Annotated in this window: 20 protein-coding genes; 3 read left to right on the forward strand and 17 right to left on the reverse strand. The window is 44.0% G+C overall.

The genetic code is table 11. The features are described from left to right. Positions 1–35 precede the first annotated feature (35 nt). The 5 genes from argF to argC all read right to left on the reverse strand — a co-directional run bounded on the left by argF (position 36) and on the right by argC (position 6,669). A complete protein-coding gene (argF, locus tag IEW26_RS21085) occupies positions 36–1,001 on the reverse strand; it encodes an ornithine carbamoyltransferase (RefSeq protein ID WP_188593770.1) in 966 nt (321 codons plus the stop codon). Between the two features lie 345 nt (positions 1,002–1,346). Then, positions 1,347–2,600, reverse strand: a complete 1,254-nt coding sequence (locus IEW26_RS21090) for an aspartate aminotransferase family protein (protein WP_188593771.1) — start codon at positions 2,598–2,600, stop codon at positions 1,347–1,349. Positions 2,601–2,962: 362 nt separating this feature from the next. After that, positions 2,963–3,745 carry an acetylglutamate kinase gene (argB, locus tag IEW26_RS21095; protein WP_145404780.1) on the reverse strand — a complete coding sequence of 261 codons (783 nt, stop codon included), beginning with the start codon at positions 3,743–3,745 and terminating at the stop codon, positions 2,963–2,965. A 486-nt stretch (positions 3,746–4,231) separates the two neighbouring features. Continuing rightward, positions 4,232–5,470, reverse strand: a complete 1,239-nt coding sequence (gene argJ, locus IEW26_RS21100) for a bifunctional glutamate N-acetyltransferase/amino-acid acetyltransferase ArgJ (protein WP_188593886.1) — start codon at positions 5,468–5,470, stop codon at positions 4,232–4,234. Positions 5,471–5,619: 149 nt separating this feature from the next. After that, positions 5,620–6,669 carry an N-acetyl-gamma-glutamyl-phosphate reductase gene (gene argC, locus IEW26_RS21105; protein WP_188593772.1) on the reverse strand — a complete coding sequence of 350 codons (1,050 nt, stop codon included), beginning with the start codon at positions 6,667–6,669 and terminating at the stop codon, positions 5,620–5,622. Between the two features lie 326 nt (positions 6,670–6,995). On the opposite strand from argC, the gene cls reads away from it, so the two are divergent. Continuing rightward, positions 6,996–8,444, forward strand: coding sequence for a cardiolipin synthase (gene cls / locus IEW26_RS21110; RefSeq protein WP_188593773.1), 1,449 nt, complete (start codon positions 6,996–6,998; stop codon positions 8,442–8,444). A gap of 132 nt (positions 8,445–8,576) precedes the next feature. Here the strand turns inward: cls and IEW26_RS21115 are convergent, their stop codons facing one another. The 9 genes from IEW26_RS21115 to rfbH form a co-directional block, all read right to left on the reverse strand. Beyond that, complete coding sequence (locus IEW26_RS21115) at positions 8,577–9,485, reverse strand: YitT family protein (RefSeq protein ID WP_111269126.1); 909 nt, start codon at positions 9,483–9,485, stop codon at positions 8,577–8,579. Positions 9,486–9,579: 94 nt separating this feature from the next. After that, positions 9,580–10,693 (reverse strand): peptide chain release factor 2 gene (gene prfB, locus IEW26_RS21120; RefSeq protein WP_145404396.1). Its coding sequence is split into 2 segments (ribosomal slippage): positions 9,580–10,620 and positions 10,622–10,693, totalling 1,113 coding nucleotides; the frame shifts between segments, so codons are not numbered across the junction. 291 nt (positions 10,694–10,984) lie between these two features. Further along, positions 10,985–13,489, reverse strand: coding sequence for a preprotein translocase subunit SecA (gene secA / locus IEW26_RS21125; RefSeq protein ID WP_188593887.1), 2,505 nt, complete (start codon positions 13,487–13,489; stop codon positions 10,985–10,987). A gap of 720 nt (positions 13,490–14,209) precedes the next feature. Then, positions 14,210–14,770, reverse strand: a complete 561-nt coding sequence (gene hpf / locus IEW26_RS21130; protein ID WP_188593774.1) for a ribosome hibernation-promoting factor, HPF/YfiA family — start codon at positions 14,768–14,770, stop codon at positions 14,210–14,212. Between the two features lie 441 nt (positions 14,771–15,211). Next, positions 15,212–15,409 (reverse strand): cold shock domain-containing protein, encoded by a 198-nt coding sequence (locus IEW26_RS21135; RefSeq protein WP_024631599.1) that lies wholly within the window; start codon positions 15,407–15,409, stop codon positions 15,212–15,214. Positions 15,410–15,647: 238 nt separating this feature from the next. Continuing rightward, the gene (locus tag IEW26_RS21140; protein ID WP_188593775.1) at positions 15,648–16,544 is read right to left on the reverse strand and encodes an NAD-dependent epimerase/dehydratase family protein; all 897 of its coding nucleotides are present in this window, start codon (positions 16,542–16,544) and stop codon (positions 15,648–15,650) included. Positions 16,545–16,558: 14 nt separating this feature from the next. Further along, the gene (rfbG, locus tag IEW26_RS21145) at positions 16,559–17,674 is read right to left on the reverse strand and encodes a CDP-glucose 4,6-dehydratase (RefSeq protein WP_229729963.1); all 1,116 of its coding nucleotides are present in this window, start codon (positions 17,672–17,674) and stop codon (positions 16,559–16,561) included. Beyond that, a complete protein-coding gene (gene rfbF / locus IEW26_RS21150; RefSeq protein WP_188593777.1) occupies positions 17,632–18,429 on the reverse strand; it encodes a glucose-1-phosphate cytidylyltransferase in 798 nt (265 codons plus the stop codon). The genes rfbG and rfbF overlap by 43 nt, the downstream gene beginning before the upstream one ends. Beyond that, positions 18,426–20,009: a lipopolysaccharide biosynthesis protein RfbH gene (gene rfbH, locus IEW26_RS21155; protein ID WP_188593778.1), complete on the reverse strand. Its 1,584-nt coding sequence runs from the start codon at positions 20,007–20,009 to the stop codon at positions 18,426–18,428. The genes rfbF and rfbH overlap by 4 nt, the downstream gene beginning before the upstream one ends. A 231-nt stretch (positions 20,010–20,240) precedes the next feature. On the opposite strand from rfbH, the gene IEW26_RS21160 reads away from it, so the two are divergent. Then, positions 20,241–22,130 (forward strand): glycosyltransferase family 2 protein, encoded by a 1,890-nt coding sequence (locus tag IEW26_RS21160; protein ID WP_188593779.1) that lies wholly within the window; start codon positions 20,241–20,243, stop codon positions 22,128–22,130. Between the two features lie 245 nt (positions 22,131–22,375). Here the strand turns inward: IEW26_RS21160 and IEW26_RS21165 are convergent, their stop codons facing one another. After that, a complete protein-coding gene (locus tag IEW26_RS21165; protein WP_188593780.1) occupies positions 22,376–23,266 on the reverse strand; it encodes a polysaccharide deacetylase family protein in 891 nt (296 codons plus the stop codon). 264 nt (positions 23,267–23,530) lie between these two features. Here IEW26_RS21165 and IEW26_RS21170 point away from each other — a divergent pair, with 264 nt between their 5' ends. Continuing rightward, positions 23,531–24,655 carry a hypothetical protein gene (locus IEW26_RS21170; RefSeq protein WP_188593781.1) on the forward strand — a complete coding sequence of 375 codons (1,125 nt, stop codon included), beginning with the start codon at positions 23,531–23,533 and terminating at the stop codon, positions 24,653–24,655. 74 nt (positions 24,656–24,729) lie between these two features. Here the strand turns inward: IEW26_RS21170 and IEW26_RS21175 are convergent, their stop codons facing one another. Both IEW26_RS21175 and IEW26_RS21180 read right to left on the reverse strand, forming a co-directional pair. Then, positions 24,730–25,488 carry an SDR family NAD(P)-dependent oxidoreductase gene (locus tag IEW26_RS21175; RefSeq protein ID WP_188593782.1) on the reverse strand — a complete coding sequence of 253 codons (759 nt, stop codon included), beginning with the start codon at positions 25,486–25,488 and terminating at the stop codon, positions 24,730–24,732. Then, the gene (locus IEW26_RS21180) at positions 25,481–26,563 is read right to left on the reverse strand and encodes a 3-oxoacyl-ACP synthase III family protein (protein ID WP_188593783.1); all 1,083 of its coding nucleotides are present in this window, start codon (positions 26,561–26,563) and stop codon (positions 25,481–25,483) included. The genes IEW26_RS21175 and IEW26_RS21180 overlap by 8 nt, the downstream gene beginning before the upstream one ends. Between the last annotated feature and the right edge of the window lie 2 nt (positions 26,564–26,565).

Below are 26,565 nucleotides of genomic sequence, written 5' to 3' on the forward strand. Positions count from 1 at the left end.
GGCGTGTAAAATCAACCCATGATCGCAAACTGCGATTATTCGCTCATCAATGCAGCCATCAATGCCTTCTGTGCATGCAGACGGTTCTCTGCTTGATCAAAGATCAAGGAGTTCGGGCCGTCGATAACTCCTGCGCTCACTTCTTCGCCGCGGTGTGCTGGCAGACAATGCAGGAACATGAAGTCCGGCTTTGCACCTTTCATCAATTCCTCATCAACCTGATAAGCCGCAAATGCCTGCTCCCGAATCTTCTGCTCTTCCTCAAAGCCCATGCTTGCCCATACATCGGTATACACGATATCGGCATCTTTCACCGCATCCTGTGCACTGTACGTTACGAGCACTTCCGATCCGCTCTCCTTCGCGATTGCACGCGCCTGCTCAACCACAGCACTGTCAGGCTCATATCCTTCCGGCGTTGCTACGGCAACATGCATGCCCATTTTCGCCGCACCCAGCATCAAGGAGTGTGCCATGTTGTTGCCATCGCCAACATAAGCCATCTTCAGACCAGCCAGTTTACCTTTATGCTCAAGCACCGTCTGGAAATCCGCCAGCACCTGGCACGGATGCGCCGCATCGCTCAGGCCGTTAATGACGGGAACATCTGCATGCTCTGCCAGTTCAATCACATTATGATGTCCAAACGTACGGATCATGATGCCGTCAAGATAACGGGACAGCACTTTCGCTGTATCATGTGTCGTTTCACCGCGTCCCAGCTGAATGTCATTTTTGCTCAGGAACAGCGCGTGCCCACCGAGTTGGAACATGCCGACTTCAAAGGATACACGTGTACGTGTAGATGATTTTTCAAAAATAAGTCCGATCGTTTTGCCTTTCAACGGTTGAAACGGAACACCGCTTTTTTGCTTGCCTTTGATCTCGATCGCAAGGTCCAGCAGGTAACGAATTTCCTCTGCCGTATAGTCCGTGAATTCGATAAAATCCCGGCCTCTCAAGTCAATCTTCTGAACCTTGTCTGTATGCTGTACTGCCATCTCTTGTATTCCTCCTCATTTCCGGTTCCCTGCACCCGCACGGGCAGAAGTCTCGCATCCACGTTGACATCCATGGCTGAATTCAAGCCCTCTTATGTTGGTCAATCCCTTTTTAAAAGGGGAAAATCCGGTGATAAAGGCGACCGCTTCGCTTTTCCAGGTTTTTTCCGCCATCTCCGTTAACGTGTAAATGAATAATTCATCTTTATAGCCTACTCCGTGGGTGAACCATAACACTCTCTACGACTTCCGCTGCCTGATCACCACGCGGCTACAGGGATTCTTTCGCTTTAATCTGCGCCGGGGGCCGTATTGGCCCCGGTTCAGTCATTTATTTTCAACAGATCAGGCTTTCGCCGCAACGTGCTCTTCAATCAAGGTTCCCACTAGGGATACCGCTTCATCAATCTCTTCTTTACTTACGTAAAGGTTAGGAAGCAAGCGGATCACATTTGGGCCAGCGGAAACAAACAGTATACCGCGCTTCTGTCCTGCCACCACAATGTCACCAACCGGCTCTGCGCATTCAATACCTACCAGCAAGCCCATGCCGCGAACGTCTTTTACGAACGGGATACCCGCCAGGCGGCTGCGTAACGACGTCATGAGATAGTCTCCCATCTCTGCCGCACGCTCTGGCAAACGATCCTCCAGCATTGTCTCAATGGTTGCAATAACGACGGAAGAAGCCAGTGGAGTACCGCCAAACGTTGTGGCATGACTGCCTGGCGTAAACGCATCCCGCAGGAAACCTTTACCTAGCATCGCGCCGACAGGGAATCCGCTACCGATGCCCTTAGCTACAGTGAACACATCCGGCTCAACACCATAGTGCTCGTGAGCAAACAGCTTGCCTGTACGTCCCATGCCAGTCTGCACTTCATCCACAATCATGAGCAAGCCGTGCTCATCACACAGTTTACGTACATGTTTCACAAATTCCGGCTCTACCGGATACACGCCGCCCTCGGCCTGAACCATCTCCAGCATAATCGCTGCGGTCTTCGGCCCAATCGCTGCTTCTAGGGCAGAGATATCATGCAAAGGCACAGTTACAAATCCGGCTGGCAGCGGCAAAAATCCTTCTTTTACTTTATCCTGTCCGGTAGCGGTTAACGTTGCCAGTGTCCGTCCGTGGAAGGATTGGGCAAAGGTAATGACTTCGTACCGATCTTCGCCCTTTACCTTCTGCTGATAACGACGAGCCACTTTGATGGCTGCTTCATTCGCTTCAGCACCGCTATTGCAGAAAAATACAGCGTCTGCACAGGTGTTCGCCGTCAGTAGCGCGGCTGCCTTTTCCTGACCCGGAATCTGGAACAGGTTGGATACGTGCCACAGCTCATCGATCTGAGCTTTCAGCTTCGCGCCGACTTTCTCCGGTGCATGGCCCAGGCTCGTTACAGCAAGTCCACACATGAAATCGAGATAGCGGTTCCCCTGATCATCCCATAACCAGCTGCCTTTTCCTTTGACCAAGCTGATTGGATACCGTGCATACGTTTGAAAAAGTGAGCTTTCCGTCTGTGCCGCTGCACCTGTTGCTGCTGCGCCTGCGACGGCTGTGCCAGAACCCGGCTGTTCGTTGCCTTTTGCCATGACCAAATCACTCCTTGTCGATGAGTACACGCATAAGGTGAGTCAAAAACATAACACTGACCACTCGGTTGCAGAAGCATCTTCAAGCTCTTATCGCACCAACCACTCAGATTACAGAATAACCTTCCAATCGCTGTTATCCCCAGATTTTTTTGATTTACTTTCCTAAAGGTAAAAATCCGGTGATAAAGGCGACCGCTTCGCTTTTCCAGGTTTATTTCTGTCCTCTTCGTTATGCTCTATCGCTTTCAGATCTTTACTCAACTCTTCGTTAATTGTGTTATGAACCAGACTCACAAAAGTCGTGTACAAATTCTTTTTTATATAATTAAAAACCTAAAATCTGAATTTCGTGTTTCGTCCTACTGCATTCGAATAATTCGGGTACCGATCGTCTCTCCGCCAAGCACTCGGCTCAGAATCTGCGGCTCGCTGCCGTCCACGATAATAACCTCGCGCACATCGCCATGGATGCATGCAATCGCCGCGCGCACCTTAGGGATCATGCCGCCGTAGATTTCACCCGTCTGGATCATATCCTCGATCTCCTGTACAGATACGGATGGCAGTACCTTTTTCTCCCCGCCAATGGTCTTCATAATGCCTGGTACGTCTGTTACCACGATCATGCGGCTTACGCCGAGATGGGAAGCCACTGCACCTGCTGCGGTATCTGCGTTAATATTATAGCGCTGACCGCTGGCATCCACACCTACAGGTGCAATAACAGGCATGTAACCCATGTTTACGATACCCTGAATAATCTCAGCTTTAACACTAGTTACGTCGCCTACCCAGCCGATTTCAGCGTGGTTTGTTACAGGCTTCGCCTGGATCAGTCCGCCGTCTACACCCGACACACCCAAGGCCTGCCCCCCTACGCGCTGAATCAAACGTACGATTTGTTTGTTAATGCTGCCAGCCAGCACCATCTCTACGACATCCAGCACAGGCTCGGTCGTTTTGCGCAGACCATTCACAAATTCCGTTTCGATCCCAAGCTTCGCCAGATTATCCGAGATGGCGGGTCCACCGCCGTGAACGATAACCGGACCATTTCCTTGAGACTGCAGGTCACGAAGGTCTGCAAAAAAGGATTCAGGCAGTGCAGCCAGTGTACTGCCTCCACATTTCATCACAAACATTTGTTTCTCCGTACCTGTCTCCGCTGCAATACTGCCATTCGGCAATGTAGAATTCAAGAGGCAAGGCTCCTTTCGTTGGACGATTACATAAGGCTTAACACTTAAAACAACTATTGGGTAGACGACATAAGCCGTTCCAGATTCGGATCGTTCCTTCGATCGCCGTTGCCTCCAGGTTTTTTAGGATTCCCTTCTCCAAAGGGAAAACCCGGAGACAAATGCGAACGCTCCGCTTCTACAGAATCGATTCCGCCTCTTCCACTACAGTCGTCTATTGTTATTTTTTAAAAAGTTTAATCCTTATAGATCATTTTTTTTACATCTATGATGGTACGCAGCTTTCCAAAGATCAAGCTGCAAGAGATTAAGATCGTCAGAATCATATGATTTCAATTATAGGAATTTTCAATCAATTGGAATGGCATTGAGACAAGCTGATCGATATAAGATCAACCGAACATACAAATCAATGACCCAAGCATTTATTTACGTGCGGTATGCCGCGTTAATGCGTACATAGTCATACGTCAGGTCGCATCCCCACGCAACTGCATGGCCTTCGCCGTGATGCAGATCCACTACAATGCGCACCGTGTCGGTCTGCAAGTATGCCAGCGCCGCTTCTTCGTCAAATACTACTGGACGAGACTGTGTAAGCACCGCGATGTCTCCCAGCCGGATATCGACCGTATCCGGGTTCACCGGCTGGCCTGCACGGCCCACAGCGGCAATAATCCGGCCCCAGTTTGCGTCAGCACCAAACATGGCGGATTTCACCAGGCTGGAACCGATCACCGTTTTGGCAATCGCTTGAGCAGACTCATCGCTAACCGCACCTGTCACTTCCACTTCAACCAGTTTCGTTGCCCCTTCACCGTCACGCGCAATGGCTTTGGCCAGTACTTGGCACACATAGGTGAATCCGGCAGCAAATGCTTCCCAATCCGGGTGCTCCATCGTCAGCTCTTCATTGCCTGCATAACCACTGGACATCGCTACGAGCATATCATTGGTGCTGGTATCTCCATCTACAGTAATCATGTTGAACGTATGGTTGGTCGCCTGACGCAGCAGGCGCTGCAACGCTTCTGCGCCGATGACCGCGTCTGAGGTCATAAATGCCAGCATGGTGGCCATATTCGGATGAATCATACCCGAGCCTTTGGCCGCTCCCGCAATCGTTACCGTCTTGCCGCCAACAACGACGGAGACGCAAGCTTCCTTTTTGACCAAATCGGTAGTGAGAATCGCCTGTGAAAATTGTTCTGCCTCGTTCGCTTCCTTGCCCATCTGCTCCGGCAGCGCCTTGATGCCTGAATGCACCGCATCCATCTTCAGCAGCTCACCGATAACACCCGTGGAGGCCACAGCTACATCCTCTTCGGCTACTCCCAGCTCACGAGCCGCTGCTGCACGCATCGCATATGCATCGTCTTCGCCCTGTTTGCCTGTGCATGCGTTCGCGTTGCCGCTGTTAACAATTACCGCCTGCAATTGCCCGTTGCTTAGGCTTTCACGTGTGACTTTAAGCGGTGCTGCCTGAAACACATTCGTCGTGTATACCGCCGCAGCTGTCGCAGGAATATCACAGCGAATAGCTCCGATGTCATTGCGAGATGTTTTTTTCAATCCGCAATGCAGTCCACCCACGGTGAACCCGGCTGGCGTTACAATGGTTCCATTTTCAACTATAGTAAAAGCCTGTTGCTCCACGTTTGTTCCCATATCATATCCCCCGTATGCGTTCAGCCACATGCTGATCAACCGCCTGCTTCAACTGAAACTGCCCAACCTCCGCTACCCATACTGTATGACGGCCAGATAAGACACCGCTTATTCGTGTTCCCCCTGCGGTGCTTACCAGCTGCATGTTGTTATGGATACACTGGTGTCATGTTCAGCCCGAGGTTTTCCTCCCATCCCATCATCAGGTTCATATTTTGAATCGCTTGCCCGGATGCACCCTTCACCAGGTTGTCAATGACTGAAATGATCGTCAAACGCCCTGTTCGCGGGTCCACCGAAAATCCGATATCACAATAATTCGATCCATATACCTCTTTGGTTGAAGGCCAGATGCCCGGCTCACGCATACGGACGAAAGGTCTGTTTTCATAATATTTACGGTATAAATCAACAATCTCCCGGTCACTGTGTTCTCCCGTCAGCTTCGCATACATCGTACTCATGATACCGCGTGTCATAGGCACCAGATGTGTTGTGAATGTCACGGTTACCGGGCTACCTGTGATGTTACCAAGAACCTGCTCGATCTCAGGGATGTGCTGATGTTTATTCAGTTTGTAAGCTTTAAAATTCTCATTCATCTCGGCATAATGGTTGGTCAGGCTCGTTCCGCGCCCTGCACCCGATACGCCTGATTTAGCGTCAATGATGATCGTTGATGGATCAATCCAGCCTGCCTCCACCGCTGGAATCAGACCCAGCAGCGTCGCTGTCGGATAACAGCCCGGGTTGGATATAAAATCCTTACCCTTCACTTCATCCCCATACACCTCAGCCATACCGTATACTGCCCGTTCCAGCAAATTAGCCGATGGTGCAGGGTGTTTGTACCAATGCTCGTAGACCGATCCATCCTTCAAACGAAAATCACCGGACAGGTCGATAACCTTCAGCCCAGCTTCCAGCAAGCTTGGTACGAGCTTTGCGCTTACGCCGGACGGGGTCGCGGTGAACACGAGATCTGCACGGGTTGCAATCTCCGCCGGATCAACGCCGTCCAGCGGCCTGCGAATTACGTCCGTTAAATGTGGAAATCCATCTGCGATGGACTCCCCACTGCTGGATGAAGAGATTACCGATGTAATTTCAACCTGCGGGTGATTCTGAAAAAAACGAATCAGTTCCACCCCGCCGTAGCCGGTGGAACCGACGATTGCCACTCTTAATTTGTTATTCACTCTCGCTCCCCCAATCCTGTTGTATGCGCTACTTGTGCCATGTTCATGCTTCACACAGCAATTCCGTCGCTTCTATGCATATTTGTGTATTATTATACGACTCTAGTTATATAAATACAACACTCTATCATCAATTTAACACGGATTTCCAACAAATCCGAACGATATCTTTTTTGCTGTAGGGACGAACAGGGTTTCTTCTGTTAAAATACATAATAGCAGGAAACATTACGTACAGAGTCTTGTTCCCATGTACATCTTGTTATACGAGGTTATATGGTAATGAACAGACCCTGATAAGCCATTATGAGACACGGAGGACTAAAGTGCATATTGAATCTATCTTACTTGTTATACTCCTGGGCCTGAATATTATTTTTGCGGCGGCTGTTGTCTTCTTCGAGCGCAAGGATGCCAGTGCTTCCTGGGCGTGGCTGCTGGTTTTGAACTTTATTCCGGTCTTCGGGTTCATACTTTATCTTCTGACAGGGCAGAATCTGACGAGATACCGGCTCTTTCAGTGGAAAGAACGTAAAAAGCTCGGTCTGGAGGAACGCATAGCAACCCAACTGGAGCAGCTGCAGGATAATCGGACTCCTTTCAACAACAAAGCGACCGAGCACAGCCAGGACATGATCTATATGAACCTCAAGCAGAACGGCGCTTTGCTCACCGAAGATAATGAGGTGGAGATTCTGACCGACGGTCATGTCAAATTCCAGCGACTTCTGGATGATATCGAGGCCGCACAGGACCATGTGCATGTTCAGTATTACATCTACCGCGGGGATAGCCTTGGCAAACGCATTCGCGATGCCCTGATCCGCAAAGCACGCGAAGGCGTGAAGGTACGTCTGCTCTATGACGCGCTGGGGTCACGGCGGGTCACAAGTCGCTTTTTCAAAGAGCTGCGCGAAGCGGGTGGACTGGTGGAAGTCTTTTTCCCATCCAAATTCAGTCTGATCAACCTGCGGATGAATTACCGCAACCACCGTAAAATCGTCATTATTGATGGTAATCTTGGTTATACAGGCGGGTTCAACGTTGGTGATGAGTATCTCGGTCTGAATTCGAAATTCGGCTACTGGCGCGACACCCATCTGCGGATACGAGGCAATGCGGTGCATGCGCTGCAAACCCGTTTCCTGCTGGACTGGAACGAAGCCTCCAAACAGCATGACACACCTTACATCCCTGCTCATTTTCCTCATATTGAGGGCTCAGGCAAAACCGCGATGCAGATTGTTTCCAGTGGACCTGACGCCGAAACGGAGCATATCAAAAATAGTTATCTGAAAATGATCAACAATGCCAAGCATTCGATCATTATTCAAACCCCGTATTTTATCCCGGATGCCAGTGTCTATGAAGCGCTTCGTCTTGCATGCTTGTCAGGCATTGATGTGCGCATTATGATACCGAATAAACCGGATCACGCCTTTGTATATTGGGCCACGTTGTCTTATATTGGAGAGCTGTTAAAAGTAGGGGCCAAAGCGTTCATCTATGATAATGGTTTTATTCACGCCAAAATACTAATCATCGACAGTCTGGTCGCTTCCGTCGGAACCGCCAATATCGACTATCGCAGCTTCCGGTTAAACTTTGAGGTGAATGCCTTCGTATATGATGAAACGATCGCTACCGCGCTTGTACAGACGTTTGAGCATGATCTGCAAGTATCGCGCGAGCTGACGTCTGAGGAATATCGGAAGCGCAGTTTGCTCATTCGATTTAAAGAGGCTATATCACGTCTGTTGTCTCCGATTCTGTAAACGCGTGGCTGAGGGGCCTGATCCCCAACGTATGGAAAGAAAACAAAAAGCAGATTCTCCCGTCCGTCACTCGGATGAAAAGAGAATCTGCTTTTTTGGTGTACCATTTTCCATGCTATGCCTGCTTGGATTTTATATATGCTCGCCGCGTTTAAAGCCTTCTCCCAGCACCTCTTGAGCATGGCTTATAATGACAAATGCATCCGGGTCTACCGACCGGATCAACGCCTTCAGACGTGGCACTTCACTTTGTCCTACGACCACCATCAGCACCGTACGCTGATCATCCGTATATCCGCCCTTCGCCTCCAGCTTGGTTAGACCGCGATCCAGATCAGCCAGAATAACCTTCGTAATCGCTTCTGTCTGGTTCGAGATAATATACGCTACCTTGGAGTATCCCAGCCCCATCTCGATGGCATCAATCACTTTTCCCGTCACATACAACCCGATCAATGCGTATAAGGACTGCTCCAGAGACAGCACAAAGGCCGCCATAATAATAACGGTCGCATCCATGATCACCACACATACCGAGTAGCTGAGTCCGCTGTACTTCTGCACAATTCGCGCCAGAATGCTCATGCCCCCGGTTGAACCTCTCCCCCGGTACACAATGCCGATCCCCAGTCCCACGCCGATGCCCCCATACAATGAAGCAAGCAGCGGATTGGTAGTTGGTATCACCCAATGACTCGTCAGATACACAAAGAGAGGCAGCACGATACTGCCGAGGATTGAACGAACGCCGTACTGCTTGCCGATGAGCAGGAAACCTGCAATCAGCAGTGGAATGTTAATCGCCCATTGTGTATATGCCGGTTCCCAGCCGAACCACTCATGCCCCAGAATGGATAACCCGGATACTCCGCCGGAAGCAATCTGATTGGGAAGTAAAAATAAATTAAAGGCTACCGCGATCAAAAACGAGCCTACAATGATGAACAGGGTATCGATGACGTTCCGCCACGGCCCGTTCAGGGGAATGGAGGTAGCCAGCCTCTTTTTGCGTTGAGGGTATGAATGTTGTTGCTCTTGCATGATGTCGTGCTCTCCTTTTATATAATTGATCAAAAAAAAGCCCCTGTATACACCAGCATGCGCATGAGCACACGGGTCCATACAGGAACTTGGATTAATCGGCTTCTACTTTAATTTGGCTGCGCAAATAACCGTCGATGAATGCATCGAGGTCGCCGTCCATAACCGCTCCAGTATTTCCTGTCTCTACGCTCGTACGGTGATCCTTTACCATACTATAGGGATGGAATACATAGGAGCGAATCTGGCTTCCCCACGAAATATCCGACTGATCCCCTCGGATTTCGTCCAGTTCTTTTTGCTGCTCTTCAATTTTACGCTCATACAATTTCGAACGAAGCATCGTCATCGCACGCTCACGGTTTTTGATCTGTGAACGTTCGTTCTGACAGGTTACAACAACACCGGTCGGGATATGTGTAATCCGCACGGCTGAGTCCGTGGTGTTAATATGTTGTCCACCTGCACCGCTCGCACGATAGGTATCAATCTTGAGGTCCTCGGTGCGAATATCGATCTCAATCGTATCATCAATCTCCGGCACAACATCACAGGATACGAAGGATGTATGTCTGCGGCCTGACGAGTCAAAAGGAGAAATCCGTACCAGACGGTGAACTCCCTTCTCCGCCTTCAGATAACCATAGGCGTTATGTCCCTTGATGGACAAGGTTACGCTTTTGATGCCTGCCTCGTCGCCCGGAAGGTAATCCAGCACCTCGACCTTGAAGCCGCGCTTCTCGGCCCAACGGGTGTACATGCGCAGCAGCATCTGTCCCCAGTCCTGGGACTCGGTGCCGCCTGCACCCGGATGAAGCTCAAGAATCGCATTCATTTTGTCATACGGCTGGTTCAGGAGAAGCTGCAGCTCGAACTCTTCAAGCTTGGCTACAATTGCTGCTACACTGTTACCAATCTCGGCAGCCAGCTCCTCGTCGCCCTCTTCATCTGCCAGTTCAGCCATCATCAGCGCATCGTCGTAATCCTGCTGCAGCTTGGCGTATTGATCTACAGACCCTTTTACCGCATTCATCTCGGCAATTAAGGCTTGTGCCTTCTCATTGTCATCCCAAAAGTCGGGAGCGGACATTTTCTCTTCAAAGTTCTCAATCATCTCTTGCTTGAGATCTAAGTCAAAGAGACCCCCTAAGGTTTGTTAATTTCTTGCCTATTTCACGCAGGTCCTGCTTCACGCTTGGATCAATCATGTGCAATTCCTCTTTTCATTAAGATAAGCTCCCCGCATTCCGGGAGGTTCAATCAGACCCAGTGCCGAATACATCTCTTCTTCTTACAGAGCAGCGTCCATGCTGTTACCAGCAGGCAAGCCAGCCCTATCAAGTGCCATATGGTTATTCATATGCACCAGTCAAAGATTATGCATCCTTCACTTTATCCTATTGAACCCCCGGCTGCAAGGAGCCGTATAAGTCAAACGATATACATTGGACTAGATGATCTTACTTGTTGTACCTCGATGAAAGAAATGAGACAAAATACTACTCTTGACCGTGGCAGTGCTTGAACTTTTTGCCGCTGCCGCAAGGACAAGGATCATTACGGCCAATCTGGTCGGAAACTCGCACCGGACGCTTCTCCGCAGGTTCACCGCTTGTCGAGATTTGGCTCTCGTCCACAACCGCTTGACGCTCCTGGTTGCTTTCGATCTGTGCTTTCATCACATAGGTCGCCACTTCTTCCTGAATCGAAGAAATCATCTCATGGAACATCTCGAAGCCTTCGAACTGATACTCACGAAGTGGATCCGTACCGCCGTATGCACGAAGATGGATGCCTTGACGCAATTGATCCATCGCATCAATGTGGTCCATCCACTTGCTGTCAACTGCGCGAAGCACAACCACTTTCTCGAACTCACGAACCATTTCTTCACCGATACGTTCCTCGCGAGCATTGTACTTGTTCTGCACTTTCTCGAACAAATACTCGATGATCTCTTCGGCCTCTTTGCCCCACAGCTCATCCTTGGTAATAGAGCCATCATCCAGAAGTTTGCTGTTCATGTAGTCAGCAACCTCTTGCAGCTCCCAGTTCTCAGGAATGTCGTCACTGCAATGCGCTTCAACGATGCGCTCAATGGATGGTTTGATCATATCCATAACGATCTGTTTAATATTTTCGGACTCCAGCACCTCACGACGCTGTTTGTAGATGATCTCGCGCTGCTGGTTCATCACATCGTCATACTGAAGGACTACTTTACGCACGTCAAAGTTATTGCCCTCAACCCGCTTCTGCGCAGACTCAACAGCACGAGTAATCATGCGGCTTTCGATCGGCTGATCTTCTTCAAAGCCAAGACGCTCCATCATATTCAGCACGTTGTCTGCACCAAAACGTTTCATCAATTCATCGCCCAGCGACAGATAAAACTGTGTAGAACCCGGGTCACCCTGACGGCCCGCACGACCACGCAGCTGGTTATCGATCCGGCGTGATTCGTGACGCTCTGTACCGATGATATGAAGGCCGCCAACTTCAGCAACACCTTCACCCAAAATAATATCTGTACCCCGGCCGGCCATGTTCGTTGCAATGGTTACTGCACCCGCTTGACCCGCACCGGAGATAATTTCAGCTTCTTCCGCATGGAACTTCGCGTTCAAGACCTGGTGTCTGATACCGCGGCGTTTCAGCATGTCCGACAGACGCTCCGAGTTCTCGATGGATACTGTACCCACCAGAACCGGTTGGTTTTTGCTGTGACGCTCCACGATTTCTTCCACAACCGCTTTGAACTTGCCATCAATGCTTTTATATACGACATCCGCCATATCATTCCGTTTGTTCGGACGGTTGGTTGGAATCTGCAGCACTTCAAGGCCGTAGATTTTCTTGAACTCTTCTTCCTCTGTCTTCGCTGTACCTGTCATGCCCGCAAGCTTACGGTACATCCGGAAGTAGTTCTGGAACGTAATCGTTGCCAGCGTCATGCTCTCGTTCTGAACCTCGATGCCCTCTTTTGCTTCAATCGCCTGGTGCAAGCCATCGCTGTAACGGCGACCAGCCATCAGACGACCTGTGAACTCATCGACGATCATGACTTCTTCATCCGTAACAACATAATCCACGTCACGGCGCATAATCACGTTAGCTTTCAGCGCCTGTACAATGTGGTGGTTCAGCGTCACGTTAGCATGGTCATACAGGTTCTCGATGCCAAAGGCCTTCTCTGCTTTCGCTACGCCGCCCTCTGTCAGCGCTACGGATTTCACTTTGATATCTACTGTAAAATCCTCTTCCGGCACAAGACGTTTCACAAAACGATCTGCTGCATAGTACAGGTCGGTCGATTTCTGAGCTTGTCCGGAAATGATCAGCGGTGTACGCGCCTCATCGACAAGGATGGAGTCCACCTCGTCAATGATACAGAAGAACAATGGACGCTGTACCATTTGCTCTTTGTACAGAACCATATTGTCACGCAGGTAGTCAAAACCGAATTCGTTATTCGTACCGTACGTAATATCACAAGCATATGCATGCTGCTTCAAAGCGTGATCCATGCCGCTGAGGTTAACCCCAACCGTCATGCCGAGAAATTCATAGATTTGTCCCATCTCCTGGCTATCCCGTTGAGCCAAATAGTCATTGACTGTGACTACGTGTACACCTTTGGACATCAATGCATTCAAATATACCGGCAGTGTTCCTACCAGCGTTTTACCTTCACCCGTTTTCATCTCGGAAATACGGCCTTCATGCAGCGCAATCCCGCCCAGCATCTGTACGTCATAGTGACGTTTGCCGAGCACACGGCGTGAAGCCTCACGTACGGTTGCAAATGCTTCAGGAAGAAGCTCGTCCGTTGTTTCTCCCTTTTCAATACGGGCACGGAACTCCTCCGTTTTTCCTTTCAACTGCTCATCAGACAAAGCCTGAAATTGCGGTTCCAGTTTATTGATTACATCGACCGTCTTCATTAGACGTTTCACATCACGCTCGTTCATGTCTCCGAAGATCTTTTTGACAAGTCCTAACATGGTATACCCCTTTCGTGCAAAACAGAATAGACCCCCTGCTGCCGCCATGCGGCACCATCCGATGGATTGTTCATCCAATGTCCCCGGGGGGTGACAAACAAAATTAAAATATAGATGAATCAACCCCAGGCTTGCCATGTCTCATGAAGCTGATTCGGTACTCACTCGAGCCTGGTTTTTAATAAAAAAATGCCTGCACTCAAGCCTATTGAATCATGTTCATGGTGCTGTGCCTGTCATTGATTGTGATTAGCGATCATTCGTTGACAATTCTTCATCAGGACAATGATTCTCTTTGCATAAATTGTAACAGTTTGTAAGGGTCGCCGCAACACGCCGCAGCAGACTTCTTCGAACTTCACTCCCCCAATCAAGAGAGTTTAAGTGCAAAAAATCATAGTCGTTAGCAGAAGTGATAAGATAACTCGTTTATTTCCCGGCAAGCGACAAGGCGCAAGCATCAATTAATGGGAAATATGGAAGTAAACGGAACGCCGCGCAAACAGCCCAACTTCTACTCTATTAGACGCAGCAGCCCCCGTAATAGTTTCATCATTTTATTTCCAAACAATGTCCATTCTACTATAGCTGCTACGCACAAAAGAGCCCCATCCCTTAAAGGATGGAAGCTCTTGTTAGGTTCATTTCAGGAAGCATAGTTCCTGCTTATATTCAATAATGGGATGTTCTATTCAATTGAACCGATGTCATTGCGTAAGCTTAACCTTGCTCGATCAAACCGTACTTGCCATCGTTCCGTTTGTAAACCACGCTTACTTCCTCATTCTCAATGTTGGAGAATACGAAGAAGTTATGACCAACCATGTTCATCTGAAGAATGGCTTCTTCCACGTCCATCGGTTTCAGCATAAAGCGTTTCGTACGTACAACTTCCAGGTCATCATCCGTATCCATGTCCAGTTCGGCTGTAGCTACTGTACCTGATGGTTCTTCCACGAAGAGTGTCTTCAGGCTGCCTTCCTGACGGAATTTACGGTTAATTTTTGTTTTGTGTTTGCGAATCTGACGTTCCAGCTTGTCCACAACGGCGTCAATGGATGCATACATATCATCGCTGCCATCCTCCGCACGAAGCACAAAGCCCTTCAAAGGAATCGTCACCTCAACTCTATGCAAGCCTCTTGTCGTGCTCAGTGTAACCGCACCATCAGAGGTAAGGGGTGCATCGAAATACTTCTCGAGTCTACTCAACTTTTTGTCGACATAATCTTTCAAAGCCTCAGTAACCTCGATTTGTTGACCTCGAATACTCAAATTCATAGGGCACTCCTCCTTTATCTTTGCACCTTCATTATACCACGAATGTAAGCGTCATGTAAAAACTCCCGGTGACCGAATAATGACATCTCCTCCAGCCACCTCAGGCAATGTCTGTTTAACGCCATATTTCGTGATTTTTCGCCATTTTCGGGCAAAATCAAATGTTTTTATGGAGTTATTTATCCGGTGCTTGATGATGTAATTAACCGTTTTGGAGCTGGTTTAATCGGTTATGTAAAATGAGCTCTCCAGAGGCCCAGAAATTCATGACTTGACGCAGACCTGCGCCACCCTTCAAATACGCTGCTGAAAGAAATCAGAGACGTTCTCCCGCAAGCTAAACTCAACAAAAAAAGACCCCGGATCACCGGAGTCTGATGCTAGCGATAATTCAATTTGGTAACCATCTAACCATATATGTAGGTCGGATTAACCGGATGATTATAATTTGATTACGTTAGCTGCTTGCGGTCCACGTGCGCCTTCGACGATATCGAATTCTACGGATTGACCTTCTTCCAAAGTTTTGAAGCCTTCGGATTGAATTGCGGAGAAGTGTACGAATACGTCGCCGCCGTCTTCAGTCTCAATGAAACCGTAACCTTTTTCTGCGTTGAACCATTTTACTTTACCTTGCATGCACTAACATTCCCTTCGTCATCAAATGAAGTGAAGCCCTGGCCAAGACCCTAGCCCACAATTCAGATGATATCACCTAAACTTATCCATTGTCAATTGGTAAAGAAAATGTTTTATTGGTATTTTTTTGTAGATTAATCAGTCTTTTTGTTGACCTTTGTTACTACACAGAGATTTTTGTTGGTATTTCTTTCATGACTATGAGCTCGGATTAGAAAGAATGCTTGGAAGTCGGAACCTATGCCAACCCGCCTTTGTCCATTATTTCTATAATTGATGAAATTCCATAACTAAGCTCGGTTTCAGCTTTCCAACCTAGAGCTTGCAAATTTTTATGATTCGCATAAGACTCCATGATCTCAGATTCACGATAAGATAATGAACCAAACTCAAGTACCGTCCTTGAACCAGTCAACTCATACGCAAGCTCTACAAATTCACGTACAGATACACTGAATCCCCTACCAACCTCGAACTCTGCTATCCCAGATATATCTTTCAAATTATCTATTACGGCTAGATACGCTTTCGCCACATCTTTCACATATATGAAGTCACGTCTCTGCTCTCCCGGTGTGAGCCGCAAAGAGGTTTCCTGAAGTAATGATCGCATAACAAAACTAATGAATTTATGCTCCTGATCCCTTGGACCATACACATGCTCTAATCTCATATTTACATATTTAATGCCATGACATGCCGCATACGATCTAGCCATCGTATCCATGAACTTCTTACTTTTACTATAACTATCCAAGTATGCGTATGAATGGTGCTCATCTTTTCCGAAAAAAGTATCCGTATTAATAAAAGCTTCTGCTTGATACTTCGCTCCCAACTCAAGCAGTTCAATGGGATAATGGACATTGGCATTCAATTGTTGACTCAATCGCTGGTTATGCCCGTAAGAAGTAGCTGTATGAATAATCACGTCTACCTGCTGGCTTTCAAAAATAGATTCCACATCAGTTTCATTAAGATTAAATACCTTTTCTAACTCATCCAATCTATTTTGAATCCTGTGAAGATCTGAAGAGCTTCTTGTAATAATGGATACTTTATGGCCCTGATCAAGTAATTCTTCAAGCACATGACTCCCTACAAATCCAGTAGCTCCAGTTAAAAGTATATTCATTGAAACCATCCACCTTATTGACTTGAATTTGTAAATTCTTGAATTTGTCTTAGGCAAATTGCTTTCATCTGGTTATTGGCTTGAGATGCCAAAGTCCATTCTACAATTTTATCTATGGCTTGATCCAGATTCCAACGTGGATACCAGTTTAGGTATGCTTTAGCTTTTGAACAATCCAATTTTAACTGATGCGCCTCATGCAAAGTTGTATCGGGTTGAACTATAATTTTCGACTTACCGCCCCATTTCCTACAAAAGGATTGTACAATCCACTCAACGGTTTTCACATCTGTGTCATCCGGTCCAAAGTTCCATGCTTCTGCTACTTTATCCCCTTGATATAAATGTTTTGCTAATCTCAGATATCCACTAAGTGGCTCCAGCACATGCTGCCATGGTCGTACTGCTCTCGGGCTACGGATGATAATGTCATTTCCCTGAATCAGGGCCCTCAAGATATCTGGCACCAAGCGATCTTCCGACCAATCGCCTCCACCTATGACATTTCCAGCTCGGACTGACGCAAGTGCAACTCCCGTTCCACTCTTATTGTTAAAGTAGGAATTACGATAAGCAGATGTTACTAATTCAGCACAAGCTTTACTACTCGAATATGGATCGTATCCTCCTAAAGGTTCGCCTTCACGATATCCCCATATCCATTCTTTATTTTCATAACATTTATCTGTTGTAACATTCACTATTGCCTTCACCGTATCACTTTTCCGACATGCCTCAAACACATTAACCGTTCCCATAACATTGATCATATATGTGTCTACGGGATTACGGTAAGATTCCCTAACAAGCGGCTGTGCGGCCAAATGAAATACAATTTCCGGCCCTGTCTTTAGAATGGACTCAGTGAGTAATTCATGATCTCTAATATCTCCAAAGATACTATGTTCAAGCTCACTTTCCACCTCTGCCACATGGAATAAGTCATTTTTATTGGTTGGGGGCAAAGCATATCCTGTTACTTTCGCACCTAAAGAAGACAGCCAAAGACTCAGCCAGGATCCTTTAAAACCAGTATGACCTGTAACAAATACCCGTTTACCATGCCAAAATGACTCATCCTCGAACACTATTTTACTATCCCAGCTATGTTGTTGTCCCACACTCTCCAAGGTGCCCCACCTCTCCATAACTCTTCTAACTGATTTTTATCACGCATAGTGTCCATGGGTTGCCAAAATCCTTCATGCTTATAACCCACCAGTTCTCCATCTCTAGCGAGATGCTCCAAAGGTTCCTTTTCAAAAAAAGTAGAATCTCCCTCAATGTAATTGAATACTTCAGGTTGTAGGACAAAGAAGCCAGCATTGATCCAGGCTCCGTCACCCGCCGGTTTCTCTTGAAATCCTCTAACAGCATTATTTGAACCAATATCAAGTGCCCCAAAACGCCCGCTTGGTTGGACAGTACTCACTGTAGCCAGGCGACCATGTAGTTTATGATGCTTTACCAATTCGGTAATATTCACATTAGATACTCCATCCCCATATGTCAGCATGAAAGGCTCATTTCCAACATACTTCTGTATCCTTTTGATACGTCCACCGGTCATTGTGTCTATACCTGTATTGGCTAAAGTAACTTTCCATGGCTCAGCTGAATGAGTATGTGTCACTAACTGACTATTATTCGTAAAATCGAAGGTGACATCGGACTCATGTAAAAAGTAATGAGCAAAATATTCTTTAATATAATAGCCTTTGTAACCCAAGCAAATGATGAAATCGTTGTAACCATAATAGGAATACAACTTCATAATGTGCCATATAATCGGTCTCTCCCCGATTTCAATCATAGGCTTGGGTTTTAAATGAGACTCCTCGCTGATTCTAGTTCCGTATCCTCCTGCCAAAATAACTACTTTCATACCGTTCCCCCAATTTCGTTTTTAGCCAATACGAAATCCCGAATTTTATTAATCATATAGTCTATCTTTTCATCTGTTAAACCAGGGTACACGCCTATAAGGAATGTATCGTGCATGATTTTATCTGTGTTTGTAAGATCTCCACTAATTCGATAATTGACATTTAGAAATGCAGGTTGACGCGTAAGATTGCCTGCAAAGAGCATTCGTGTCTGAATACGATGGGTTTCCAAGTAAGTAACTATTTCGTTTTTAGTGAATTTTGTACTCTCACGCACGGTTAATATAAATCCAAACCAACTAGGGTCGGAATCCCTTGTAGCTCTTGGAAGAATGAAAAACTTCTCCAAATCTTTGAGTCCTTCCAAAAGTCGATTGAAATTACGTTTGCGAGCTTGGGTAAAGCCAGGCACCTTCTTTAGCTGCTCTACTCCAATCGCAGCCTGCATCTCCGTTACTCGAAGATTATAACCAATATGAGAATAGGTATATTTGTGATCGTAACCATAAGGCAATGACCCTAATTCCCAACCGAACCTCTTATTGCAGGTATTATCACATCCGGAAGGGCACCAACAATCTCGCCCCCAATCTCTGAAAGATTCGATAATTGATTTTAATAATGCATTATTTGTATAAACTGCTCCACCTTCTCCCATCGTCATATGGTGTGGAGGATAGAAGCTGGATGTTCCGATATGCCCATGAGTTCCCGTCAGCTTCCCTTTGAAGGTAGAGCCAAGAGCATCACAGTTATCTTCGACTACCCATAGATTATGCTTGCCGGCAATTTCCATTACTTGGTCAAGTTCAAATGGATTCCCCATCGTATGAGCTATCATGATCGCCTTAGTTTTAGGAGTAATAGCCGCCTCAAGCCGATCAACCATAATGTTATAGGTGCCTAGCTCCACATCAACAAATACAGGAACAGCACCATTCTGAACTATAGGTGTTACTGTTGTTGGGAACCCCGCAGCTACTGTAATGACCTCATCACCCGGTTTAATCTGACGATCTTTTAATTTAGGCGAGGTGAGAGCCGAAAAAGCTAGTAAATTTGCTGAGGAACCAGAATTGGTTAAAAGTGCGTACTTTACTCCCAGAAATTTTGCATATTCTTGCTCAAACTGTTTATTATATCGGCCGGCCGTTAACCAAAAATCTAGAGAAGAATCGACAAGACTCCTCATTTCCCGTTCATCATAAACACGTCCACCATACGAGATGGAAGAAGTATCCGGATCAAAGACTCCATCCCGACCAGCATGAAACATGTTGTGAAATTTTTCCACTTTAAGAAGTATTTCAAGCCTGTTAATCCTTTCAAGATATGAAATATCCAGTTCGCCAATTGTCACAAGACTAGAAAGTTTCACAACATCTTTATTACGGACATCCAGAAACACTTTTTGTTCAAATATTGACAAGTGCATTTCAACTATATATTTTTCGTCATACTGGTTCAGACTATTGAAGGCCAAGGGATAGATTTCTATCGTGTCCTTATTGATTTCAGAAGCAACAAAAGCATATCCTTCAGTTTCCTTTATATGAACGATCTTTCCAGAATCAATCATTTTGCACACCCCTTAAAATTTCAGGCACATCCTCTATGTAACTAATGCAGGCTGAAACAACATAGCCTTAGATTGTAAAATCATGACAATAAGCTACAAAATTAAGAATATGTGAAGGCCTGATAATATAAACCACTAATTAATTTAACGACAAAAACCGTTAATTTAATTAGAGCATATCTTTACTTGATTAGTTATTCTAATAATTTATTTCACTTAGGAGCCATGCATATGAAAAACAATGAATCATTTGATCCTGGTAAAACATTAGAACAAAAATTAATGGAGATTCAAGAAACGATTCACACGAAGCATGCCGATGACATCTTCCATGAATATAACTCGCTTGTAGCCGAGGTAGAAAAGAACATTGTATTGATAGATATAAGTCTAGCTGCTATGATCTATAGTTCATTTGCTAATTTTTTGTTCAACGTATCGGAATACGAATATTTTTTTACTACACTAATTAAAGCCCAGGAGTATGGATACCCATCAGAAGAAGTGGAATCCTTTTTGTATGCTGCATTTATAGAACCTAATATTCCTGAGTTTGAAAGGAACTATGAAGAGAATATTCGATTTCTTCAAATACATAATAATCTTCATGTTGATTCGATCCCTTTATTTCAGGATCTCCCTTACTGGATGCTTCCTACAGGAACAGAGAGTGAATTCTATCTATATAACAGAATGAACAAACGAATAGAAGAGCGAATTGTCTTATTCAAATATGAAAGTCTTCAGAAGCTTCCAACCATCGATGCCTTAGCAGATTATTTAGTTATGGTCAACTGGAACTGGAGTAATACTTTAACGTGTACTCAAGCCATTAAAATCAATAACAAAAAAAGCTATATTGTAGTTAATGAAATAGACAAATTTCTCTCTTGCTTACAAGGACGACTTTTGGATGCTGGGTTAATCTCGGATACCGTGATAACTGATAATATAAGTAAACTGGATGTTTATTTTTCCGATTCCTCCATAAGATTGCCAAGAAATATTATTGACCTAACTCGAAACCAAGAATTAGTAGAAAAATATATCAATGGTTGGCATAAATTTCGGCTTTCAGAAGAGAATCGAAATGGCTCACATATTTTATTGAGTATTTGCATTCCGAGTCATAATCGTGGAAATCGTGCATACGAAAATATCCTAGCTTTAATGCAATCATATTATGATGAAGAAATCGAATTTGTATTATCCAACAACGGAACTGAAAATGATACAAAAAACTTCTATGCTAGAATTAATGAGCTGCAAGATTCTCGAATTAAATATTTTGAATTTGAGGAAAACCAAGGATTTGCAATAAATTGCTGCAAGGTATGCGAGATGGCCAGTGGAAAATTTATTTTATTGCTTAGTGATGAAGACATGATCGACCTTGATTCGTTACATTTGATTATGCAGCAGCTCGATGAATCATCTGACAGTCTGGCTATTCTAAAACCATCCATTTCTAATCAGATCCCATTAGGTGACATTATTAAAACAGCTGGGGCAAACGCTTTGGAACAGTTCATGCTCACTTCCAACTATATGTCTGGATTTACAATGAACAATGCGTTACTCAGACAATATGAAGGTATTGAATATATAAAAAACAACTTGGATAACCAAGCGTGTTATTATTATCCTCACATGTATTGGGAAATGCTACTTGCCCAGTACGGAACTGTAGTTAGTAAGTCTATCGTACTAATTCAAGCAGGTTCAGAAGAAAAAACAAGTTTCTCACAAAGGCGAATTGGAAATAATTCGGTAAAGATAAGACATTACTCTACAATTGAAGGAAGACTTGAACAACACGAAGGTTTTGCGAAAATCATAAAAGAACTAGAAATCTCAAAAGATAATAGTAACTTCCATAGAATGATGTACATTCAACTGTGCTCAAAAACTTTGTTCCTAACCAGTCTAGCTATTAATGCATGTTACAGTAACACAGATGTAAATACAGATGACATATCTATGCAAGTCTTTCATTTCATTGCTGATATCAATTTCTATAAGCTCTATGTAAGTACTAGTGAAGAAACATGGGCTACAGATTCCAGACATATCACTTCCATTTATGAAAATTGGAAGCGGAATTATCTAAAAAAAACGTAATATTAATAAAAATTTAAAACCAAGTCTCTGTTTACTAGTATTGACAGAGGCTTGGTTTGTATATAAATCAGGTGAAAAGTTATACTATATTAATCTAGTTTAAGTTCGCTTGGCCCATTTAAAAACACCTCGTAAACTCCGGAATAAATACAAAAATAATTAAATTAAACTTTCAACGAGTTCGAGATCTACCATAAGATAAAGAGTCAAGGATCCATCATAATTCTTATCTCAAACTTCCACTACTACCTTATATTTACACGCATTAATGTCGAACAGTCAATACGATCAATCCAAAACCCCGGTTTCTTTGGGACTTCCTTTGATGTGGTGGTAAATGCCCCTTTGAAACCCTTAGCAAGTAATATTGATGTTAGCTGTTCTTTCATCAATACGTGGTTAACACCTCCACCAAAGGCAGGAGTATACCATTCAGGCTCCCCCCCTAATACTTTCATAAGATAGTCCCGGCATGGCTTGATTTCTCTATCGTAGAACTGTTGAGGATCACCACAATAAGGCTCATGCTTATGACAATGTACGCCAATAGTCATTCCTTCACTGTGCATTTGCTTAATTTCACCCTCGGTCAAGTAAAAATTATCAATGAACTCGCTTCTATTAGGAAACAAACTGTCAAACATTGAACCTAAAATTTCAATTGATTCTTGTGTTGTCAGTTTTACATTCAACATATACTTATTGTACCTTCGCAATCTATTAAGTTCATAAGAATAGATTGTGCTAGCTTCTTCTATGCCAGTCGTATCATGCTTCGAACGAATTAATTCCCATATTTCTTCATCAGTCACAAATGATAGAACTGTATGTACTAGATGCATTACAGGTATAATCCCCAAAACCAACGGACCAGACATCACGGTAAAATAAGCAGGCACTCCTTTGCGTTTTAAAATTTCAAATGCATTAGTATATTGATCCTTAGTTCCATCATCAAAAGTTAATATACACCATGGTCTTGATCTTGGTTTATACATCTGATCCAACGAAATAATATCATAGGTCCTACTTAAAGTATCTATTTGATGAGAGAAGTCCTGAGGTGACAACGGAATGATACCACTCCATCCATTTTGCCCCCGAATATAATGGTACATTACGGCAATATTATTCATAAGAATTCCATCCTTTATACTGTAGCTAAGTATCAGTAAAATAAGTCTCGGGCTAGCGATATATATTATTTGAGCCAATTTCCCCTAAGTTTTCTGCACAATCCAACAAACGTAAGATTACGTATTAAGTTATCAATGTGGTTAGTCGATAAATATTTATAACAGAGTACCTTATGTTATTCAGGTAAAGTAGAAACAAGGTTCTCACTCAAGAATAATCCTCCGATTTGTAATTCAAAAAATTTGCAAAGGATGAATCAAACTATGGAAATACGACTCTTTAGGAGAGATGAAACTGATCTATATATGGATTCAATAGATAAAATATGGAAGAAAGGGCATATCCTGAGTCGGGATAAGGCTCTTTCTGATTTTATGTTCTATAACAACCCACAACATGAAAAATATATCGGAAAAGATAATTATGGTGCTATCGGTGTTTGGATAGATGACAAGATTGTTGGTTTGGGTGGTTTAATGGTATTTGAATTTAACTTACAGGGAGATGCAGTAGCTGCATGTAACGTAACCAATTCTATCGTATTAGAAGAATATCGCAGCTCTATGGCTGGTTTATTATTGTATGCAAAACCTTTAGATATATATCCTTTTTTTTGCAGTTTCGGAATAGGTCTTAGCAAATTTTCACTGCATGTTTCGCCAGCCTCTATTTCAAAAGATGCTGTAACACAGCCTATTCATAAGTTAGACCGATTAATCGGAATTTTTGACAAGAAGAAAACAAGCGAAATTTTATTAGATAAAGATGAGAATTATTTAAGAAATTATGGTACGGTTTTTAAGGCAACGCAATATGGAAAAAAAACAGTCAAACAAGAACTGGTAAAAGAAAAATGGGATAACTTTTACTACACATATATTGCACCCAAAACAATCAGTATTACACGTGATTTCGAATTCTTAAACTGGAGATATTTAAATCATCCTAGCTTTGTTTATTTGTTGTATATTGTGCAAGATCAAGTTGGAAATTATGAAGGATTATTTGTTGCAAGGGTTGAAAATATCGTTAATAATACTGCAAAGATTATACGTATTGTTGAGTTTATTGCTAAAAACCAAGATGCTTCCATTGCTCTTGCAAATAAAATCTTAGAGATTGGATTTGCAGAAGATATACTTTTTGCGGATTTCTATTGCACCACAGATATGTTTAATTTTGGCCTAGAATCAGTGGGCTTCAAAAAAGAATTTACTTCACATGACGATAAACTTGTTCTACCCTCACGATTTCAGCCTGTTGATTTATCAGTCGTTAATTTAAATGCAGTAATATCTTTTTACGGGAAGAAAATCAAAAAATTAAATCTATTAGATAATAATATTTATTTTACAAAAGGCGATTCTGATCAGGACAGGCCAAATTAAGCAACATAAAGCAATTAACAGGTCCTTTTATGTAACAATAAACGGACCTGTTAATTTTATAGCATTTAGATCTTTTAGTGTGATGTTACTCCCGCATCAATGATAAAATCTGTACCAGTAATATATTCAGAAGGTTTTGAGAGCAAGTAAGCCACTGCATTTGCAATATTCTCAGCAGGAATGTAGCCCAAATATTGCTTTTCCAACATTTTAGTTCTTGCTTCTTCACCCGCTGAGATTATATATTCCTCAAACATGTCGGTTTCAACAAAGGAAGGGCATACTGTATTCACACGTATTTTTTTATCAGCTAGCTCCACCGCCATTGATTTTACAGCACTATTTAATGCACCTTTTGTTGCACTATATGCTATTTTTGTCTTATCACCTTGTAAAGAGGCAGTAGATGATATAGCGATTATACTTGAATATGAATTGAAATTACCTTTTTTCGAGAACATCCTAGATAATTCAATAAATGAAAAAAAGTTGATTTTGAATAGTTCATTTGTGAATTTATACGTCGTCATATTTAATGGTCGCATTGGAGAAAGTCCAGCACAATGAACCAGACCATCCAGAGGCCCTGTTTCTGAAATCACTTTCTTCATAAGAGGCTCAATACCATCAATTTCCTGAAGATCATATACAAAATAAATGTGGTTTCCATCTTCCATTTGCTCTAAAGTTTTGAGTATATTTTGCTCATTTCTAGCTACCATAACAACTTCAGCCCCTAATCGGCTTAGTTGAATACATGTAGCTCTTCCGATACCAGAAGATCCTCCAGTAACTAACACCTTCTTACCACTCAAATCCATAGGATTAATCAATCACAATTCCTCCGTCTTCGAAATAACTATTTGTTTCAATTATTGGCAAGCAGTTTTCTGCTAAAATGTCAAAGTAATTAGTTCCCCACGAGAGTCCTATACCGAATCCGGGCGCCAATATTTTTTTGTTCCCTTGTTCTTTGCCTCCATAGGTGTCACAAATTGTTATAGGTATTGAGGTTACACTTGTGTTTCCATATCTGTCCATAGAAACTCCAAGCTTATCCAAAGGAATTTTAACTTTTTTAGCAATATGTTTGAGCATAAATACATTAGCCTGATGGGGAGCAAACAGGTCATAGTCATTTTCAGATATATTATGTTCAGCCATAAAACTTTTTAACATTTTTGGAACTTCAGTAATAGTAAAATCGAATACCTCTGCTCCATTCATGTATAAATCATAATCCGACCGGATTACCCCTTCCCCAAACTCTCTGAGTTCCTGACTCCCATTTGGATTGCGGCAAGCTCCGACTGGTGTAATTATGGATTTATAACCTGTACCATCAGTGTAATAACAAAATGGAATTTTCGATGTTTCATCAAATTCAAGAGCTGTGGCGAATCCCGCATCGCCAAATAACATAGCAGCAGACTTGTCCAAGAATGATATACCTTTGGTTGATGTATCCCCTCCCAAAAATAGAACGCGCTTCGTATCTCCAGTCTGCATTAATGAACCTGCAATGTATACGCCATACACAAAGCCAGAACAGCCCAGGTTTACATCAAATGCAATACAATCTTTTTTCAAGCCTAGCCGTCCGTGCAAAACACATGCAGTGGCTGGAGCTTTATAATCAGGACTTTGTGTTACAAAAACCACACCATCTATGCTGTCAATTTCCCATTTTAAATGTTCAATAAGATTCTGTGCAGCTACAAAAGCCAAGTCTGAAGCTGTCTGCTTTTCACTTGCTACATGACGCTGCCGAACACCAGTCATTTTCACGAATTTCGAAACATTTTCTTCTCCGAATATATCGTTGCTTTTCGATGCCTCAACTATAGTTTTAGGAACTGCACAAGCAACGCCTCGTACGGCTACATTTTTTAAAATTCCTTTTGGCATTT

Origin of the sequence: Paenibacillus silvae (genome assembly GCF_014639235.1) — a bacterium.
Taxonomy (GTDB): domain Bacteria; phylum Bacillota; class Bacilli; order Paenibacillales; family Paenibacillaceae; genus Paenibacillus; species Paenibacillus silvae.

What these genes read in the sequence shown, in the direction of transcription:
- argF (WP_188593770.1), bottom strand. Translation starts at nt 1,001, where the DNA reads ATGGCAGTACAGCATACAGACAAGGTTCAGAAGATTGACTTGAGAGGC.
- IEW26_RS21180 (WP_188593783.1), bottom strand. Translation starts at nt 26,563, where the DNA reads ATGCCAAAAGGAATTTTAAAAAATGTAGCCGTACGAGGCGTTGCTTGT.
- IEW26_RS21165 (WP_188593780.1), bottom strand. Translation starts at nt 23,266, where the DNA reads ATGAATAATATTGCCGTAATGTACCATTATATTCGGGGGCAAAATGGA.
- argB (WP_145404780.1), bottom strand. Translation starts at nt 3,745, where the DNA reads ATGTTTGTGATGAAATGTGGAGGCAGTACACTGGCTGCACTGCCTGAA.
- IEW26_RS21090 (WP_188593771.1), bottom strand. Translation starts at nt 2,600, where the DNA reads ATGGCAAAAGGCAACGAACAGCCGGGTTCTGGCACAGCCGTCGCAGGC.
- rfbF (WP_188593777.1), bottom strand. Translation starts at nt 18,429, where the DNA reads ATGAAAGTAGTTATTTTGGCAGGAGGATACGGAACTAGAATCAGCGAG.
- IEW26_RS21160 (WP_188593779.1), top strand. Translation starts at nt 20,241, where the DNA reads ATGAAAAACAATGAATCATTTGATCCTGGTAAAACATTAGAACAAAAA.
- rfbH (WP_188593778.1), bottom strand. Translation starts at nt 20,009, where the DNA reads ATGATTGATTCTGGAAAGATCGTTCATATAAAGGAAACTGAAGGATAT.
- IEW26_RS21135 (WP_024631599.1), bottom strand. Translation starts at nt 15,409, where the DNA reads ATGCAAGGTAAAGTAAAATGGTTCAACGCAGAAAAAGGTTACGGTTTC.
- argJ (WP_188593886.1), bottom strand. Translation starts at nt 5,470, where the DNA reads ATGGGAACAAACGTGGAGCAACAGGCTTTTACTATAGTTGAAAATGGA.
- IEW26_RS21170 (WP_188593781.1), top strand. Translation starts at nt 23,531, where the DNA reads ATGGAAATACGACTCTTTAGGAGAGATGAAACTGATCTATATATGGAT.
- IEW26_RS21115 (WP_111269126.1), bottom strand. Translation starts at nt 9,485, where the DNA reads ATGCAAGAGCAACAACATTCATACCCTCAACGCAAAAAGAGGCTGGCT.
- IEW26_RS21140 (WP_188593775.1), bottom strand. Translation starts at nt 16,544, where the DNA reads ATGAATATACTTTTAACTGGAGCTACTGGATTTGTAGGGAGTCATGTG.
- hpf (WP_188593774.1), bottom strand. Translation starts at nt 14,770, where the DNA reads ATGAATTTGAGTATTCGAGGTCAACAAATCGAGGTTACTGAGGCTTTG.
- secA (WP_188593887.1), bottom strand. Translation starts at nt 13,489, where the DNA reads ATGTTAGGACTTGTCAAAAAGATCTTCGGAGACATGAACGAGCGTGAT.